This window comes from Puerhibacterium puerhi (assembly GCF_009846865.1).
Classification (GTDB): domain Bacteria; phylum Actinomycetota; class Actinomycetes; order Actinomycetales; family Cellulomonadaceae; genus Puerhibacterium; species Puerhibacterium puerhi.
Window position 1 is genome coordinate 270,975 of record NZ_WUWN01000001.1, and the last position, 16,514, is coordinate 287,488.

At 75.9% G+C, this 16,514-nt stretch carries 20 protein-coding genes; 14 read left to right on the forward strand and 6 right to left on the reverse strand.

Annotation, left to right across the window (positions count from 1 at the left end; translation table 11 throughout):
* Window positions 1–18 precede the first annotated feature (18 nt).
* Complete coding sequence (locus tag GSF02_RS01260; protein WP_159791913.1) at window positions 19–597, forward strand: alpha/beta hydrolase family protein; 579 nt, start codon at window positions 19–21, stop codon at window positions 595–597.
* Window positions 598–614: 17 nt separating this feature from the next.
* On the opposite strand, the gene def is transcribed toward GSF02_RS01260, so the two are convergent.
* Window positions 615–1,301, reverse strand: coding sequence for a peptide deformylase (gene def, locus GSF02_RS01265; RefSeq protein WP_159791915.1), 687 nt, complete (start codon window positions 1,299–1,301; stop codon window positions 615–617).
* A 109-nt stretch (window positions 1,302–1,410) separates the two neighbouring features.
* On the opposite strand from def, the gene GSF02_RS01270 reads away from it, so the two are divergent.
* A complete protein-coding gene (locus tag GSF02_RS01270; protein ID WP_235915286.1) occupies window positions 1,411–2,097 on the forward strand; it encodes a UdgX family uracil-DNA binding protein in 687 nt (228 codons plus the stop codon).
* A gap of 49 nt (window positions 2,098–2,146) precedes the next feature.
* On the opposite strand, the gene GSF02_RS01275 is transcribed toward GSF02_RS01270, so the two are convergent.
* The 5 genes from GSF02_RS01275 to GSF02_RS01295 are packed head-to-tail and all read right to left on the reverse strand — an operon-like array spanning window position 2,147 to window position 7,390.
* Window positions 2,147–3,508, reverse strand: a complete 1,362-nt coding sequence (locus GSF02_RS01275) for an MFS transporter (protein WP_159791919.1) — start codon at window positions 3,506–3,508, stop codon at window positions 2,147–2,149.
* Window positions 3,509–3,529: 21 nt separating this feature from the next.
* Complete coding sequence (locus tag GSF02_RS01280) at window positions 3,530–4,450, reverse strand: amidohydrolase family protein (RefSeq protein WP_159791920.1); 921 nt, start codon at window positions 4,448–4,450, stop codon at window positions 3,530–3,532.
* Between the two features lie 11 nt (window positions 4,451–4,461).
* Window positions 4,462–5,145 (reverse strand): 4-carboxy-4-hydroxy-2-oxoadipate aldolase/oxaloacetate decarboxylase, encoded by a 684-nt coding sequence (gene ligK, locus GSF02_RS01285; RefSeq protein ID WP_159791922.1) that lies wholly within the window; start codon window positions 5,143–5,145, stop codon window positions 4,462–4,464.
* 17 nt (window positions 5,146–5,162) lie between these two features.
* Window positions 5,163–6,188, reverse strand: coding sequence for an amidohydrolase family protein (locus tag GSF02_RS01290; protein ID WP_159791924.1), 1,026 nt, complete (start codon window positions 6,186–6,188; stop codon window positions 5,163–5,165).
* Window positions 6,185–7,390: a 4-oxalomesaconate tautomerase gene (locus GSF02_RS01295; RefSeq protein WP_159791926.1), complete on the reverse strand. Its 1,206-nt coding sequence runs from the start codon at window positions 7,388–7,390 to the stop codon at window positions 6,185–6,187. The genes GSF02_RS01290 and GSF02_RS01295 overlap by 4 nt, the downstream gene beginning before the upstream one ends.
* Window positions 7,391–7,551: 161 nt before the next feature.
* Here GSF02_RS01295 and GSF02_RS01300 point away from each other — a divergent pair, with 161 nt between their 5' ends.
* From GSF02_RS01300 to GSF02_RS01355, 12 genes are all read left to right on the forward strand, one after another.
* A complete protein-coding gene (locus GSF02_RS01300; protein ID WP_159791928.1) occupies window positions 7,552–8,214 on the forward strand; it encodes a GntR family transcriptional regulator in 663 nt (220 codons plus the stop codon).
* 125 nt (window positions 8,215–8,339) lie between these two features.
* On the forward strand, window positions 8,340–8,933 hold the full coding sequence (idi, locus tag GSF02_RS01305; RefSeq protein ID WP_268892819.1) for an isopentenyl-diphosphate Delta-isomerase: 594 nt from the start codon (window positions 8,340–8,342) through the stop codon (window positions 8,931–8,933).
* A complete protein-coding gene (locus GSF02_RS01310) occupies window positions 8,930–9,982 on the forward strand; it encodes a polyprenyl synthetase family protein (protein WP_159791930.1) in 1,053 nt (350 codons plus the stop codon). The genes idi and GSF02_RS01310 overlap by 4 nt, the downstream gene beginning before the upstream one ends.
* Window positions 9,979–10,851, forward strand: a complete 873-nt coding sequence (locus GSF02_RS01315; protein ID WP_159791932.1) for a phytoene/squalene synthase family protein — start codon at window positions 9,979–9,981, stop codon at window positions 10,849–10,851. The genes GSF02_RS01310 and GSF02_RS01315 overlap by 4 nt, the downstream gene beginning before the upstream one ends.
* Window positions 10,848–12,536, forward strand: a complete 1,689-nt coding sequence (gene crtI / locus GSF02_RS01320) for a phytoene desaturase family protein (protein ID WP_159791934.1) — start codon at window positions 10,848–10,850, stop codon at window positions 12,534–12,536. Before GSF02_RS01315 ends, crtI begins: the two co-directional genes overlap by 4 nt.
* A complete protein-coding gene (locus GSF02_RS01325; protein ID WP_159791936.1) occupies window positions 12,533–12,904 on the forward strand; it encodes a lycopene cyclase domain-containing protein in 372 nt (123 codons plus the stop codon). The genes crtI and GSF02_RS01325 overlap by 4 nt, the downstream gene beginning before the upstream one ends.
* On the forward strand, window positions 12,901–13,230 hold the full coding sequence (locus GSF02_RS01330; RefSeq protein WP_159791938.1) for a lycopene cyclase domain-containing protein: 330 nt from the start codon (window positions 12,901–12,903) through the stop codon (window positions 13,228–13,230). Before GSF02_RS01325 ends, GSF02_RS01330 begins: the two co-directional genes overlap by 4 nt.
* A complete protein-coding gene (locus GSF02_RS01335; RefSeq protein ID WP_159791940.1) occupies window positions 13,227–14,111 on the forward strand; it encodes a prenyltransferase in 885 nt (294 codons plus the stop codon). The genes GSF02_RS01330 and GSF02_RS01335 overlap by 4 nt, the downstream gene beginning before the upstream one ends.
* A 29-nt stretch (window positions 14,112–14,140) precedes the next feature.
* The gene (locus tag GSF02_RS01340; protein WP_235915287.1) at window positions 14,141–14,866 is read left to right on the forward strand and encodes a glycosyltransferase family A protein; all 726 of its coding nucleotides are present in this window, start codon (window positions 14,141–14,143) and stop codon (window positions 14,864–14,866) included.
* Window positions 14,867–14,870: 4 nt separating this feature from the next.
* Entirely contained in the window at window positions 14,871–15,320 is a 450-nt protein-coding gene (locus GSF02_RS01345) for a pyrimidine dimer DNA glycosylase/endonuclease V (RefSeq protein WP_159791944.1), read from the forward strand.
* 10 nt (window positions 15,321–15,330) lie between these two features.
* Window positions 15,331–15,726, forward strand: coding sequence for a ribosomal maturation YjgA family protein (locus tag GSF02_RS01350; RefSeq protein WP_159791946.1), 396 nt, complete (start codon window positions 15,331–15,333; stop codon window positions 15,724–15,726).
* A gap of 92 nt (window positions 15,727–15,818) precedes the next feature.
* A complete protein-coding gene (locus tag GSF02_RS01355; RefSeq protein WP_159791948.1) occupies window positions 15,819–16,469 on the forward strand; it encodes a biliverdin-producing heme oxygenase in 651 nt (216 codons plus the stop codon).
* The last annotated feature ends 45 nt before the right edge of the window (window positions 16,470–16,514 follow it).

The window sequence follows — 16,514 nt, forward strand, 5'->3', positions numbered from 1 at the left end:
GGACGGCAGACTGGGCGCATGCCCGCAGCCCCGACCGGCTCCCCCGCCGGCCTCGTCCTCACGCCCGGCGCCGGCGCCGGCCGCGACCACCACACCCTCGTCGCGGTCGAGGCCGCCGTCGCGCCCCTGCCCACCGAGCGCCTCGACTTCCCCTACCGCCTCGCCGGCAAGCGGGTGCCGGACCGCCCGCCCGTCGCGGTCGCGCACCTCGAGCGGGAGGCGGGGCGGTTCGCGCGGTCGCTCGGCGTGGGCACCCGGCACCTGCTGCTCGGCGGGCGGTCCTACGGCGGGCGCATGTGCTCGATGGCGGTGGCGCAGGGGCTCCCCGCGGCCGGGCTGGTGCTGCTGAGCTACCCGCTGCACCCCCCGGGCAAGCCGGAGCGCCTGCGCGTCGAGCACTTCGGGGACCTGCGGGTGCCGGTGCTCTTCGTCTCCGGCGACCGGGACCCCTTCGGCAGCCCCGAGGAGCTGGCGCAGCACGCGGAGGCGATCCCCGGGCCCGTCACGCGGGTGACCCTGCCCGGCGCCCACGACGTGCGCGGGCGCGACGCCGAGGTGGCCGACGCCGTCGCCGCCTGGGTGCGCGGCCTCGGCTGAGGCCGGCCGCGACCCGGTCAGCGACCGCCGGCGGGCTGCTCCGGGTACTCGGCGGGCTTCTTGCCGAGCTCGACGGCGATCTCGTGGCGCGCCGCCAGGACGTGCGGGCGCTCCTCGTCGCGCTGGCGCAGGGCGTCGGCCTGGTGCTCGGGCGCCAGGTGGTCCCAGTACAGGGTGCCGTCCAGGTGCTGCGACTCGTGGATGAAGCAGCGGGCCAGGAAGCCGACCCCCTCCAGCTCCACCGGCGCCCCGTGCTGGTCCACGCCGCGCACCCGCGCCACGCTCGGGCGCGCCAGCGGCTCGTAGGCGCCCGGCACCGACAGGCAGCCCTCGTCCTCCGTCTCCAGGTCGGACTCCAGGTCCATCTCGAGGACGGGGTTGACCACGTGACCCACGTGCCGGTCGCCGCGCTCGTCGGTGAGGTCGTAGACGAACACCCGCAGGTCGACCCCGACCTGCGGCGCCGCGAGGCCCACGCCCTCGGCCACCTCCATCGTGGCGAACATGTCGTCGATCAGGCGCGCCAGCTCGGGCGTCGAGAACGCGGTGACCTCGCGCGCCGGCGTGTGCAGCACGGGCTCGCCGATCTCGGTGATGCGCAGCACGCGCCCGCGCCGGGCCTCCGGGGGCTGGGCCGGGTACGGGTCGACCGGCTGGCCCAGCAGGTACGTGACGGGCCGACGACGACCGAAGCTCCACCCCATGCGGCCGAGCCTACCGGCGGCGAACGGCCCGATGACCTGGTGGGCTGGCCCCGACGGCGTCCGCGGGGACGGCCGGCGGACCCGAGGGAGCACCCGAGGAGGACGAGGAGTGGCGACGACGAACGCACGGACCCCGGCGCCCGAGCGGCCCGGCGCGCAGGAGTGGGTGCCGGCGGACGCCGACGTGCCCGCGCTGGCGCAGGCGGCCCGCGCCTGCCGCGGCTGCGAGCTGTGGGCGCCCGCCACGCAGGTGGTGTTCTCGGACGGCCCGCCCGACGCGCCGCTGGTGCTGGTCGGCGAGCAGCCGGGCGACTCCGAGGACCGCGAGGGCGAGCCGTTCGTCGGGCCGGCGGGCCGCGTGCTGCACGACGCCCTCGCCGCCGCCGGCGTCGCGCCCGACGCCGTCTACGTGACCAACGCCGTCAAGCACTTCCGCTTCGAGGAGCGCGGGAAGCGGCGCCTGCACAAGACGCCCGACGTCGCGCACGTGCACGCCTGCCTGCCGTGGCTGAGCGCGGAGCTGGCCGCCGTGCGACCGCGCGTCGTCGTGGCGCTCGGCGCCACCGCGGCCCGCGCCGTCCTGGGCAGGGCGGTCCGGGTGACCCAGCTGCGCGGCCGGCTGCTCGACGACGCGCCGGACGTCGGCGGGGCGCCGGCCGCCGTCCTCGTCACCACCCACCCGTCGGCGCTGCTGCGCCTGCGCGGCAAGGGCGGCTGGGACGAGGCGTTCGACGCGCTGGTGGCCGACCTGCGGACGGCGGCGCGCGCCGCCGGCCTGGTGGCCGGCGGCGCGTGAGCGGCGGGCACGTCCCGGGGGTCTCCCGGCGGCCCGGGACGCGCTGCGCTCAGGCCTGCGCGAGCTCCGGCTGCCCGGCGGCCTCCGCCAGGCGGCGCCGGCGGGTGGCCGGGCCGAAGATCGCCAGCGCCAGCGCGCCCACGACCCAGGTGCCGGCGATGAAGAAGAAGACGCTGCGGTACCCGGAGCCGGTGTACAGGCCCGCGATGACCAGCGGGCCGACGGCGTTGGACAGCCGGCCCAGGCCGTAGGAGACGCTGGTGCCGAGCGAGCGGCCGTGGGTGTCGTACAGCTCCGGCGAGTAGGCGTACGCGAGGGCCGTGTAGCCGCGCTCGAACAGGTTGACCATGAACCCGAACACCACGATGAGCACAGGGTGGAAGGTCAGGCCGTACAGCAGGCCGCTGACGGCGATGACCAGGCCGAAGACCACCAGGCACCACTTGCGCTCGAACCGGTCGGTCACGACGGACGCCAGGAACGAGCCGAGCGGGGCGCCGACCGTCGTCAGCGCGATGTAGAAGATCGAGTCCTCCACGCTGATGCCCTCGGCGGCCAGCAGTGTCGGCGCCCAGCTCGAGTACCCGAAGAACCCGATGGTCTGGGTGATCCACAGGACCGACAGCAGGATCGTCGGGAACAGGTACTTCTTCTGCAGCAGCAGCGACACCGACGCCTTGGGCCGTGGCGGCTCGACGACGGGGGCGGCGGCCGGCGCCAGCTCGACGCCGGCCTCGCGTGCCACGCGCGCCTCGATCCGGCGCAGCACGGCGTCGGCCTCCTCGACGCGACCGCGGCTCTCGTACCACTGCGGGGACTCCTCGAGCCTGCCGACGAAGAGCAGGAAGAACACACCGAGCGCGCCCCACAGGTACACCAGGCGCCACGACCAGTCGGTCAGCGGCACCACGAAGGAGGCGATGAGGTTCGTGACCGGCGTGCCGCAGATGCCGATGACGATGGCGTAGGCCTGGTACTTGCCGCGCGCGCGGCGGGGGTAGAGCTCGTTGATGTAGACGACGGCCACGACGGTCATCGCCGACAGGCCGGCCGAGGTCAGCACACGGAAGGCGCCGAGCGAGGCCATGTCCCACGCGAAGACCGACGCGAACGAGAACAGCGCGAACCACAGCGTCGTGATGGTCAGCGTGCGCTTGCGGCCCAGCCGGTCGGCCAGCCCGCCCGCCACGACCGAGCCGATGAACATGCCCACGAAGGACAGCGACGTCACGTAGGCGATGTGGTTGACGTCCGAGCCCCACAGCTCGCGCACGCGCGGGGCCGTGATGGCAAAGGTGTTGATGTCCGCGAACTCGAAGAAGTACGCGAACGCGACCGCCACGAGTGTGACCTTGTGGAACCGGGTGAGCGGCAGCCGGTCGAGCCGGTTCGCCGCGTTGGAGTGCTGCACTGCGAGCTCCTTCGAGAGGGGTCAGGCGTCCTCGCCCGGCCAGTAGAGGCGCATGGGGTTGTCGACCAGCAGGCGCCGCTGCTGGTCCGCGGTGGTCGCGATCTGCGGGACGTAGTCGACGAGCAGCCCGTCGTCGGGCATGTGGTCCGTGAGGTTGGGGTGCGGCCAGTCGGTGCCCCAGAGCACGCGGTCGCCGAACTCCTCGACGACGGTGCGCGCGAACGGCACCACGTCGCGGTAGGGCCGGCGCTCGCCGTCGAGCGCGCGCGGGCCGGTCGCGGAGAGGCGCTCGGGGCACGAGACCTTGACCCAGACGTCGTTCGCCTCCACGAACCGCAGGAACCGCGCGAACTGGGGCCCGTCCACGGGCTGGGCGACGTCGGGCCGACCCATGTGGTCGACGACCAACGGCGTGGGCAGCGAGGCGAAGAAGGGGGCGAGCTCCGCCAGGTCGGCGGCCTCGAAGTAGATCACCACGTGCCAGCCCAGGGGCGCGATCCTGCGGGCGATCGTGGCCAGCGCGTCCGTGGGCGCGGCGTCCACGAGCCGGCGCACGAAGTTGAAGCGGACGCCCCGCACGCCGGCGTCGTGCAGGCGACGCAGCTCGGCCTCGGGGACGTCGGGGCGCACCGTCGCCACGCCACGGGCGCGGCCGCCGGCGGCCTGCAGCGCGTCGACCATGGCGCTGTTGTCGGCACCGTGGCAGGTGGCCTGCACGATGACGTTGCGGCTGACCCCCAGGTGGTCACGCAGGGCGAACAGGTCGTCCTTGGACGCGTCGGTGGGGGTGTACTTGCGCTCCGGCGCGTACGGGAAGCGCGCCGCTGGGCCGAAGACGTGGCAGTGCGCGTCCACGGTGCCCTCGGGCAGCACGAACTGCGGCGTGCTCGGCCCGTGGTACCAGTCGAGCCAGCCGGGCGTGACCTGGGTGGCGGTGGTCATCGGTCCTCCCCTCAGTCGACGTAGCGCAGGCCGGCGGCGGCCAGCGGCTCGCGCATCGCGTACATGTCCAGGCCCAGCTCGCCGGCGGCGAACCGGGCTCGCTTGCCCTCCTCGGCGGCCTCGCGCCGCGCCGAGGCCGCGGCCACCTCGGCGGCCCGGGCGGAGGGCACGACGACGACGCCGTCGGCGTCGGCGACGACGACGTCGCCGGGCGTGACCAGCGCGTTGGCGCACACCACCGGGACGTTGACCGAGCCCAGGGTGGCCTTGACGGTGCCCTTGGCGTTGATCGCGCGGGAGAACACCGGAAAGTCCATCTCCCGCAGGGCGTCGACGTCGCGGCAGCCGCCGTCGATGACCAGGCCGGCGGCGCCGCGCGCGCGCAGCGACGTGGCGAGCAGCTCGCCGAAGAACCCGTCCTCGCTCTCGGTGGTGCACGCCGCGACGACGACGTCGCCCGGCTGCACCTGCTCGGCCGCCACGTGCAGCATCCAGTTGTCGCCCGGCTGCAGCAGGACGGTCACGGCGGTCCCGCAGAGGCGGGCGCCTGCGTAGACGGGACGCAGGTACGGGCGCATGAGGCCCAGCCGGCCCATCGCCTCGTGGACGGTGGCGACCCCGAAGGGCCGCAGCGCCTCGACCGCCTCGCGGTCGGCGCGGGTGATCTTCTGGTGGACGACGCCCAGCTCGTGCACGTCGGGCTCCTTCCTGCTCAGCGGCCCTGGCGGGCCAGTCGGGCGTCGAGGCGCGGGTAGACCGCCCTCGCGTTGCGCTCCTGCACCGCCACCAGGTCCTGCGGCGACAGCCCGGCCTTCTCGACGTAGCGGCGGGTGTCGTCGAAGTGGTGGCCGGTGCGCGGGTCGACGCCGCGGACGGCGCCGATCATCTCCGAGGCGAACAGCACGTTCGTCGCCGGGATCACGTCCAGCAGCAGGTCGATGCCGGGCTGGTGGTAGACGCACGTGTCGAAGAAGACGTTCCCCAGCAGGTGCTCCTCCGGCTCCGGCTTGCCGAGCGCCTGCGCCAGCCCGCGGAAGCGACCCCAGTGGTAGGGCACCGCGCCGCCGCCGTGCGGCACCACGAGCCGCAGCGTGGGGAAGTCGGCGAACAGGTCGCCCTGCAGCAGCTGCATGAACGCCGTGGTGTCGGCGTTGAGGTAGTGCGCGCCCGTGGTGTGGAAGGCGGCGTTGCAGCTGGTGGAGACGTGCACCATGCCGGGCACGTCGAGCTCGACCATCGTCTCGTAGAGCGGGTACCAGGAGCGGTCCGTCAGCGGCGGCGAGGTCCAGTGCCCACCCGAGGGGTCCGGGTTGAGGTTCACGGCCACGGCGCCGAGCTCGGTCACGGCCCGCTCCAGCTCTGCCACGCTCGTGGCCGGGTCGGCGCCCGGCGACTGCGGCAGCATCGCGGCGGGGGCGAACCGGTCGGGGTACAGCTCGGCGACGCGGTGGCACAGGTCGTTGCAGATGCGGGCCCAGGCCGTCGAGGTCGCCAGGTCGCCCACGTGGTGGGCCATGAACGACGCGCGGGGCGAGAACACCGTGACGTCGATGCCGCGCTCGTCCATCTGGCGCAGCTGGTTGGCCTCGATGCTCTCGCGGATCTGGTCGTCGCTGATGCGCGGCCCGGCCGGGTCGGGCGCCCGCGTGGGGTCGCCCAGCGCGGCCACCTGGGCGTCGCGCCACGCGGCGAGCGGCGCGGGCGCGGTCGTGTAGTGGCCGTGGACGTCGATGATCATGCGAGGACCTCCGGGGTGGTGCGGGTGGCGGCGGCGTCGGCGCCCGGGTCCCACACGGCCCGGGGGACGAGCACCTCGCCGACCATGAGCAGGCGGGCGGTGCGCAGCAGCGCGGAGCGGACGACCCGCTGCGGGTCGGCGGGGTCGAGGCCGAGCGTGACGGAGAACTCGCCCGACGGGTGCTCGACCGAGACGGTGACCTCCGTGCCCTCCACGGGCGTGGCGACGTCGCGCGCCACGCTGCCCTCCAGCACGCACGCTGTGGCGGCAGTGACGGCGGCCAGCACGCCGATGGACTGGTGGGCGACGTGCGGGATGAGCGAGCGCGTGGCGATGGTCCCGCCCGCCCGGGGTGGCGCCACGAGCGTCATCTTCGGATAGTTCCTCGCTCTCACGTCGCCGAGGCCCATGGCCCGCCCGCAGACGAGCCGCAGCCGTTCGACCCGGTCCCTGAGCCGGTCGTCGGCGTCGATCTCGGCCGGGGTCTCGTAGCCCGTGGCCCCCAGGCGCTCGGCCGCCACGACGACCAGCGGCTGACCGTTGTCGATGAGCGTCACGTCGACGTCTCCCAGCCCGTCGACCGCGACGGTGTCCCGCACCCGGCCGGTCGGCAGCAGCGCCCCCGCGACCGATCCCGCGGTGTCCAGGAAGGCGATCTCGACGGGTGCCGCCGTGCCGGGAACGCCGTCGATGCGGGCGCCACCGCCGTACGCGACGTGCCGCCGAGCGTCCTCCCCCACCGGCGTGCGCACGGTGACCTCGGCGACCATCCCCGTGTTGCGCGTCAGCACGCGGGCGGTGGTGGTGTCGCCGCCCGGCGTCACCATCCCGGTCTCGATGGCGAACGGCAGCACGGCAGCGAGCATGTTGCCGCAGTTCGGGGTGGTGTCGACCACGTCACCGACGGGCTGCACCTGACCGAACTGCCACTCGACGTCGACGCCCGGCACGGTGCCGGGACGCACCAGGCCGACCTTGCTCGTCAGCGGGTGGGCTCCGCCCAGGCCGTCGATCTGCCGCGCGTCGGGCGAGCCGAGCGCGGCGAGCAGGACCGCGTCGCGCGCGGCCGGGTCCGGGGGCAGCAGGCGAGCGTCGAAGAACGGCCCGCGGGACGTGCCTCCGCGCATGAACAGGCACGGCACGGCGGTCTGGTCGCCGCGCCTGCGGGGCACGGCCACACCGTCCACGGCGTCGGTGGTCATCGGTTCCTCCTCGGTGAGGTGACTGGCGTCACGCTAATCGTCGACGAGATTGTTGACAAGAAAGTCGACAAACTGTGAGACGACCGGGCAGGTGGCCGACAGGACAGTACGCTCGTGCCGGCGCGACAGCGCGCGAGCACCGACCCACGGAAGGAGCCGAGGTGACGGCTGTGCGGCTCACCGGAGCCGAGGGGCGCCGCAAGGTGGGCGCGCAGATCCGCCAGGCCTTGCGCGTCGGGGACCTCGCGCCGGGTCAACGGCTGGTGGAGCAGGACCTGGCCGACGACTACGGGGTGACCCGCAGCGCCGTCCGCGAGGCCCTGATGGACCTCGCCGCGGACGACCTCGTCGAGCTCGTGCCGCGGCGCGGCGCGCGCGTGCGCGTGGTCTCGGTCGCCGAGGCGGTGCAGATCACCGAGTGCCGCGCGGCGCTCGAGCGGCTCTGCGCCCGGAAGGCCGCGGTGCTCGCGTCGCCCGCGCAGCGCGAGGAGCTCGTCCAGATCGGCGCACAGATGAGGGATGCGGTGGCCGCCGGCGCGGTGGACACGTACTCCGGCCTCAACCGGCGCCTGCACGAGCTGGTGGTGCAGGCGAGCGGGCAGGAGGTGGCCCGTCGCCAGCTCGAGCGTCTCAACGGCCAGATGGTCCGCTACCAGTTCCGGCTCGCGCTCCGGCCGGGGCGCCCGGCGCAGTCGCTGCCCCAGCACCTGGCCATCATCGACGGCGTCGTGGCGGGTGACCCCGATGCCGCCGAGGCCGCCGTCGCCGCGCACCTGGACTCCGTCGTCGAACAGCTGCAGGCCGCGGACCCGCGCCCGAGCTGACCTCGCCCGCCGGGCTGGTCACCGACCCCTGAGCCGGGCGGGCAAGGGCACCGGTCCGCCCCGGGTGCGGACGGGGCCACCCCGAGGTAGGGTGGACGGAGGTCCGGCCCGAGGAGTACTTCCCAGTGACGCAGACCGCTGACAGCACCGACGCCGTGGTCCTGCTCTCCGACGAGGGCATGCCCGTCGGGACGGCGCCGCGCGCCACGGTCCACGACGCCACCACGCCGCTCCACCTGGCGTTCTCCTGCTACCTGCACGACGACGACGGCCGCGTGCTGGTGACCCGCCGCGCGCTGACCAAGCGGACCTGGCCCGGGGTGTGGACGAACTCCTTCTGCGGGCACCCGCGTCCGCAGGAGGACGTCGAGGACGCCGTCCACCGGTACGCCGACCGGGAGCTGGGCACCAGCATCACCGGGCTGACCTGCCTGCTGCCGGCCTTCCGCTACCGCGCCGTCGACCCGAGCGGCGTCGTGGAGAACGAGCTGTGCCCCGTGTACGCCGCCCGGGTGGACGCGGAGATCCGGCCGAACCCGGAGGAGCTCGTGGACCACCGCTGGGTGGACGCCACCGACCTGGTGCGCGCGGTCGCGGGCGCCCCGTGGGCGCTGAGCCCGTGGATGGTCGAGCAGGTGGCCGAGCTGGTCGGCCTCGGGCACGAGACGGCGGGCGCCCCGCTGCCCGCCTGGCCCTTCGCCGGAGCGCGGTCACGATGACGCAGCAGGCCGGGTCGAGGGCGAGGCAGGCCGGGTCGAAGGCGGAGCAGGCCCTCACGCGCGCGCTCGCGACCGGCCGCACGCCCGACGGGACCGCGGACCACGATGCGCTGCAGGACGCGCTCGACACCGCTGCCACCGGCGGCAAGCGCGTGCGCCCGCACCTGCTGACCACCGTCTACGAGGCGCTCGGCGGCACGCAGCCGCAGGTCGCGGCCGAGGTCGCGGCGGGCGTCGAGCTGCTGCACACCGCGCTGGTCACCCACGACGACGTCGTGGACGGCGACACCGTCCGACGCGGCCGGCCGAACGTCTCCGGGACCTTCGCCGCGCGGGCCCTGGCCGACGGCGCCGACGCCCGGCGCTCGGCGCGCTACGGCGACGCCGCGGGCATCCTCGTCGGTGACCTCGCCCTCGCCGGCGCGGTGCGCACCGTGGCGCTGTGCGGCGCGGAGCCCGCGGTCGTCTACCGCCTGCTCGAGGCGCTGGACCGCGCCCTGTGCGTCACCGTGGCCGGGGAGCTCACCGACGTCCGGCTCGCGCTCGGCGGACGGCACGACGTCACCGAGGCCCTGCGCATGGCCGAGCACAAGACGGCCGTCTACTCCTTCCAGCTGCCCCTCGAGCTCGCCGCGCTGCTGGCCGAGGCCCCGGAGGGCGTCGTCGACGCCCTGTCGCGGTACGGGGCCCTCCTCGGGCTGGCCTACCAGCTGCGCGACGACGTCGACGAGCTGTACGGGGACCACGGGGGCACCGGCAAGGACCCCGCGTCCGACCTGCGCGAGGGCAGGTACACGCCGCTCGTCGCCTACGCCCGCTCGACGCCGGCCTGGCCCGAGATCGCCCCCGTGGTGGGGGACCCGACCGCCGGGCTGGCGGAGCTGGAGCGCGTGCGCGACCTCATGATCGAGTGCGGCGCCCGGCAGTACGTCGAGGACCTCGTCGCCGACCTGGTGCGGGAGGCGCGCGAGACCGTGGCGCACCTGCCCGTGGCCCCCGTGCTCGAGCAGTGGGCCGACACCGTCGCCCTCGTCGGGCGCGACGCATGACGCTCGTCGCCCCGCGCGCGGGGCGCCCGGCCGCGACCCGGTACGACCGCGTGGCCAGCGCCAGCGCCGCGGCGGTGATCCGCGGGTACTCGACGTCGTTCGGCTGGGCGTGCCGCCTGCTCGCCGAGCCCGTGCGCACGCACGTGCGCAACGTCTACGCGCTCGTGCGGCTCGCCGACGAGATCGTCGACGAACCGGGCGGGTGGGCCGACGACGCGCGCGGCGCGGCGCTCGACGCCCTGGAGGCCGAGACGTACACGGCCCTGCGCACGGGCCGCAGCGCCAACCTCGTGGTCCACGCCTTCGCCGGCACGGCCCGGCACGCCGGCATCGAGCGCGCGCTGATCGAGCCGTTCTTCCGGTCGATGCGCGCCGACCTCACCGTCACGACGCACGACCCGCAGAGCTACCGCGAGTACGTGCACGGGTCGGCCGAGGTGGTGGGCCTGATGTGCCTGCGCGTCTTCGTCGACGGCGACGGCGCCGCCTACGAGCGGCTCGCGCCGGCCGCCGCCCGCCTCGGCGCGGCGTTCCAGAAGCTCAACTTCCTGCGCGACGTCGCCGAGGACCACGGGGTGCGCGGCCGGTCGTACCTGCCGGGCGTGGACTGCGCGCGGCTCACCGACGCCGACCGGGACGGCGTCCTCGACGACGTCGACGACGACCTCGCGGTCGCCGCCGCCGCCCTGCCGGACCTGCCGCCGTCCAGCCGCGTGGCGGTGGCGGCGGCGCACGGCCTGTTCGCCGAGCTCGCGCGGCGCCTGCGCAGCACACCGGCGGACGTGATCCGCCGCGAGCGCGTGCGGGTGCCCGACCGGGTCAAGGCCGCCGTGCTGGCGCGCGTGCTCGTCACCGGCGGGCGCGGGTGAGCGCCGAACGGTCCGCCGTCGTCGTCGGCGGCGGCGTCGCCGGCCTGGCCACGGCGGCCCTGCTGGCCCGGGACGGCTGGAGCGTGGACGTGCTGGAGCGGTCCGACGCCGTGGGCGGCCGCGCCGGGACGTGGGAGTCCGGCGGGTTCCGCTTCGACACCGGACCGTCGTGGCTGCTCATGCCCGAGGTGTTCGAGCGGTTCTTCGCCGAGGCCGGCACCACGCTGGCCGAGCGCCTCGACCTGGTGACGCTGGACCCCGCCTACCGGGTGCTGTTCGAGGACGGCGACCCGCTGGAGGTCGTGGCGGACCGCGCGGCCAACCTCGCGACGTTCGAGGCGGCCGAGCCGGGCGCCGGCGCCGCGCTGGACCGGTACCTGCGCTCGGCGCGCAGCACCTACGAGACCGCGCTGCGCCGCTTCCTCTACACGAGCTTCGACACGCCGGGCGGGCTGCTGCACCCGGAGGTGGCGCTGCAGGGGCACCGGCTCGCTCCCCTGCTGCTGCGGTCGCTCGAGTCCTTCGTCGCCCGCCGGTTCCGCGAGCCGCGGCTGCGGCAGGTGCTCGGCTACCCGGCGGTGTTCCTGGGCACCTCCCCCGACCGCGCGCCGAGCATGTACCACCTGATGAGCGCCCTCGACCTCGAGGGCGGCGTCCGCTACCCGCGCGGCGGCTTCGGCCGCCTCGTGGACGCGCTCGCCGACGTCGCGCGGGAGGCCGGCGCGCGGCTGCGCACCGGCTGGGAGGTCACGGCCGTCACGACGCGCGCCACCGGCGCGGGTGCCGCCGGCGCGGGTGCCGAGGGCGCGGGTGCCGAGGGCGCGGGTGCCGAGGGCGCCCGCCCGGGCCGGGCGGGCCGCCACGCCGCGGTGACCGGCGTGCGCTGCACCGACCCCGGCGGCGTCGAGCGCCACCTGCCCGCCGCCCTGGTGGTGGGCGCCGCCGACCTGCACCACGTCGAGACCCGGCTGCTGCCGCCGGCGCTGCAGACCTATCCCGAGGCCTGGTGGCGCCGGCGCGACCCGGGCCCCGGCGGCGTGCTGGCGATGCTCGGCGTGCGCGGGCGGGTGCCGCAGCTGGCCCACCACACCCTGCTGTTCACCCGCGACTGGCGGCGCAACTTCGCCGACATCGCCGCCGGCGTCGTCCCCGAGCCCGCCTCCGCGTACGTGTGCGCGCCGTCCCGCACCGACCCGACGGTGGCGCCGCCGGACCACGAGAACCTCTTCGTGCTGGTCCCGGTGCCCGCCGACCCGGGCCTCGGGCGCGGGGGCGTCGACGGCCGCGGCGCCCCGGCCGTCGAGCGCGTGGCCGACGCGGCGATCGACCAACTCGCGCGCTGGGCCGGCGTGCCCGACCTGGCGGAGCGGGTCGTGGTGCGCCGCACGGTCGGGCCCGGCGACTTCGCCGCCGACCTGCACGCCTGGCGCGGCGGCATGCTCGGGCCCGGGCACACCCTGCGCCAGAGCGCGTTCCTCCGCGCCGGGAACGCCTCGCGCAAGGTCGCCGGGCTCTACTACGCCGGCTCGGGCACCATCCCCGGCGTCGGGCTGCCGATGTGCCTGATCAGCGCGGAGATCCTGCGCGACCGGGTGCGCCGGGAGGTCGGCGCCCCGGGCGCGGCGGGCCGCGCCGGCTCGCGCGCCCCCACCCGGGCGCGCCGGCCGCGGGTGGGGGCGCCGTGACCGGGCTGGCGTACCTCGCGGCGCTGGTCGTCGCGCTCGCGTGCATGGCGCTGCTCGACCACCGCTACCGCCTGGTGCTGTGGGCGGACGCGCGGCGCGGCGTGGCGGTGCTCGCGGTCGGCGTCGCGTTCTTCCTGGTGTGGGACGTGGTGGCGATCGACGCCGGGTTCTACGAGCGCGGCGGCAGCGCGGGGACGACCGGCGTGATGCTGGCGCCGGAGCTGCCGCTCGAGGAGCTCTTCTTCATCACGTTCCTGTGCTACCTCACGCTGGTGGCGCACGGCCTGGCCCGCCGCGCGCTCGCCGCGCGCCGCCCGCGCGGCGCGCGGCGGGGGGCCGCGGGCGCCCCGGGGAGGGGGCGGCGATGACCTACCTCGGGCTGGCGCTGGTCTTCGTCGCGGGCGCCGCCGCGCTCGCCGTCGTCGCCGCCGTGGCGCGGCGCCCCGGCCGGCGCTGGTGGGCGGCCACCGCTGCCGTGGCCGCGGCGCTGCTGGTGCTGACCGCCGTCTTCGACAGCCTGATGATCCTGGCCGACCTGTTCCGCTACGACGAGGCAGCGCTCGCCGGGGCGCGCATCTGGCTGGCGCCGGTCGAGGACCTCGCGTGGCCGGTGGCCGCCGTCCTCCTGCTGCCGGCGCTGTGGGAGCTGCTGGGCGGGCACGAGGACGTGGCCGACGAGAGGACGCAGCGATGACCGCGGCCGCCGCCCCCGCCACGTCGGCGGTCCGCCAGCTGCTGGGCGCCTCGCGCCCGGTGAGCTGGGTGAACACCGCCTACCCCTTCGGGGCGGCGTACCTGATGGCGGGCGGCGGCGTCGACGCCACGTTCGTGCTGGGGACGCTGTACTTCCTGGTGCCGTACAACCTGCTGATGTACGGGCTCAACGACGTCTTCGACTACGAGTCCGACCTGCGCAACCCGCGCAAGGGCGGCATCGAGGGCGTGGTGCTGTCCCGCCGCTGGCACCGCCTGACTGTCCTCGCCGCCGTCGTGGCGAACGTGCCCTTCCTGGCCTACCTCGTGGCCGTGGGGAGCGCGGGCTCGACGGCGGTGCTGGCGGTGAGCGTGTTCGCGGTGGTCGCCTACTCCGCCCCGCGGCTGCGGTTCAAGGAGCGGCCGCTGCTGGACTCGGTCACCTCCAGCACGCACTTCGTCAGCCCCGCCGTCTTCGGCCTGGTGCTGGCCGGGGGCGAGCCCTCGCGGGCGGCCGTGGCGGCGCTGGCGGGCTTCTTCCTGTGGGGGATGGCGTCCCAGGCGTTCGGGGCGGTGCAGGACGTCGAGGCCGACCGGGCCGCCGGGATCGCGTCGGTGGCCACGTGGCTGGGCGCGGCGCGCACCGTGCGCCTGGCGATGGCGCTCTACGCCGCCGCCGGTGTCGTCGTCGCGCTGGCCGGCTGGCCCGGCGGGCTCGCCGGCCTGCTCGCGCTGCCGTACCTGGCGAGCGTCGCGCCGTACCGGTCGCTGGCCGACGCCGACTGCGAGCGCGCCCACGCCGGGTGGCAGCGGTTCCTGTGGCTCAACTTCGTCACCGGGTTCCTGGTGACGCAGCTGCTCATCTGGGTAGCGCTGCGGTGAGCCCCGGCCCGCGACGGACGCTGCCGACGGTGAGCGTCGTCGTCCCCGCGCGCGACGACGCCCGCGCGCTGCGCCGGTGCCTGCGCGCGCTCGCCGCGCAGACCGTGGCCCCGGCGGAGGTGATCGTGGTCGACAACGCCTCGCGCGACGACACGGCCGCCGTCGCCCGCGCGCACGGCGCGCGCGTGGTGGCCGAGCCGCGCCCGGGCATCCCGGCCGCCGCGGCCGCCGGGTACGACGCCGCGACCGGCGACGTCGTCGGCCGCCTGGACGCCGACTCCGTGCCCGGCCCGCGCTGGGTGGAGCAGGCCGCCACCGCGCTCGCGGAGCCGGGGGTGGTCGCCGTCACGGGCACCGGCCGCTTCGCCGAGCACGGCGCGCTGGGCGGCGCGACGGCCGGCGCCTACCTGGGGGCGTACTACGGCCTGTGCTTCCTGGCGCTGGCGCACCTGCCGGTGTGGGGCTCGAGCATGGCGGTGCGCCGGACGGCGTGGCTGGCCGTGCGCGACCGCGTGCACCGCCACGACCCGGAGCTGCACGACGACCTCGACCTGGCGTTCCTGCTGACCCCGCTGGGCCCGGTGCGGCTCGACCGGTCGTTGCGGGTCGACGTCTCGGCGCGGTCCCTGCGCGGCGCCGCCCAGCTGCGCCGGCGGTTCCGCCGTGCCTTCCGCACCCTGGCGGTGAACTGGCGCGACGCGCCGCCGTGGGAGCGCTGGTCGGCGCGCCTGGGCGCCGGGCAGCGGGCAGGCTAGGCGGATGCGTCTCTGGTCCTTGCACCCGCGGTACCTCGACCGGCAGGGGCTCACGGCGTGCTGGCGCGAGGGGCTCCTCGCCCAGGCCGTGCTCCTCGACCGCACCAAGGGCTACCGCAACCACCCCCAGCTCGAGCGCTTCCGCGCGCAGCCCGACCCCGCCGCGGCGGTCGGGGCGTACCTCGTGGCCGTGGCCGCGGAGGCGGGCGAGCGCGGCTACCGGTTCGACCTCGCCCGGGTGGAGCGCCCGGGCACCGTCGAGCCGATCCCCGTGACGGCGGGCCAGGTGGCGCACGAGTGGCAGCACCTGACCGCCAAGCTGCAGGCGCGCTCGCCCGACCGCGCGGCGGCGCTGGAGGGGGTGCTCACCCCCGAGCCGCACCCGCTGTTCCACGTGGTGCCCGGCGACGTCGAGACCTGGGAGCGCGCCACGGACAGCAGGCCCGCCCGCTAGCGTGCGGCGGATGACCTCCCGCCCGGCCGCCGGCCTCGCCGCCGCCGTCGTCGTCCTCGCCGGCCTCGGCGCGCGGGCGGGGCTGCCGCCCGCGCTCGGCGACCCGCTCGGCGACGCGCTGTACGCGACGCTCGTCGTGCTGCTCGTGGTGCTCCTGCGGCCGCGCACCGCCCCGGCGTCGGCGGCCCTCGCCGGCCTGACACTGTGCGCCGCCGTCGAGCTGTTCCAGCTCACCGGGGTGCCCGCGGAGCTGGCCGCGCGGTGGCCGCTGGTGCGCCTGGCGCTCGGCACCACGTTCTGGGCGCCGGACCTGCTGCGGTACGCGGTCGGGGCCGCGCTCGGGTGGGGGCTGTGCGCCGCCCTGCGCGCGGCGGCGGGCAGGAACCGGTCGCGGACCGCAGGATAGGCATACCTAACTTCGGCTGCTAGCGTGAGCCAGAGCCTGACGGATCGTCAGGTCGGTCCCGCTCCTGTCCTCCCCCTCCGATCGGAGGCACCATGACCGCCACGTCCGTCGCCGCCCCCACCCTGTCGACCCGGCTGCGCGAGGGCACCCGCGCCGAGCACCGGGCCGCCGAGTCCCAGGGCTTCGTGGAGCAGCTGCTCTCGGGCCGCCTCGACGTCGCCGCCTACGCCGACCTGGCCGCCCAGCAGCTCGAGGTCTACCGGGCGCTGGAGGAGGCGAGCGCGCTGGCGCGGCGCGACCCGCGCGGCGCCGGCCTCGTCTTCGACGAGCTCGAGCGCGTGCCGTCGATCGAGCGCGACCTGGCCCACCTCTACGGCGCCGGCTGGCGCGACGAGGTGCGCATCCTGCCTGCCACGCGCCTCTACGCGGCCCGCCTGCGCGACGTCGGCGCCCGGCTGCCGGAGTACGCGGCGCACGCCTACACCCGCTACCTCGGCGACCTGTCCGGCGGGCAGGTCGTCAAGCGGATGATGCAGCGGCACTACGGCATGGGTGCCGAGGGCCTCGCGTTCTACGACTTCCCGGAGATCCCCCGGGCCAAGCCGTTCAAGGACCTCTACCGCGAGCGCCTCGACGCCCTCGAGCTGGACGCGGCGGAGACCGCCCGCGCCGTCGCCGAGGCCCAGGAGGCGTTCCGCCTCAACCGGGCGATGTTCGTCGCGCTGGGCGCCGCCCACCACTGACCCCGCACCGTCGTCGATACGGATGCGGGTACAGGACACGCCGGG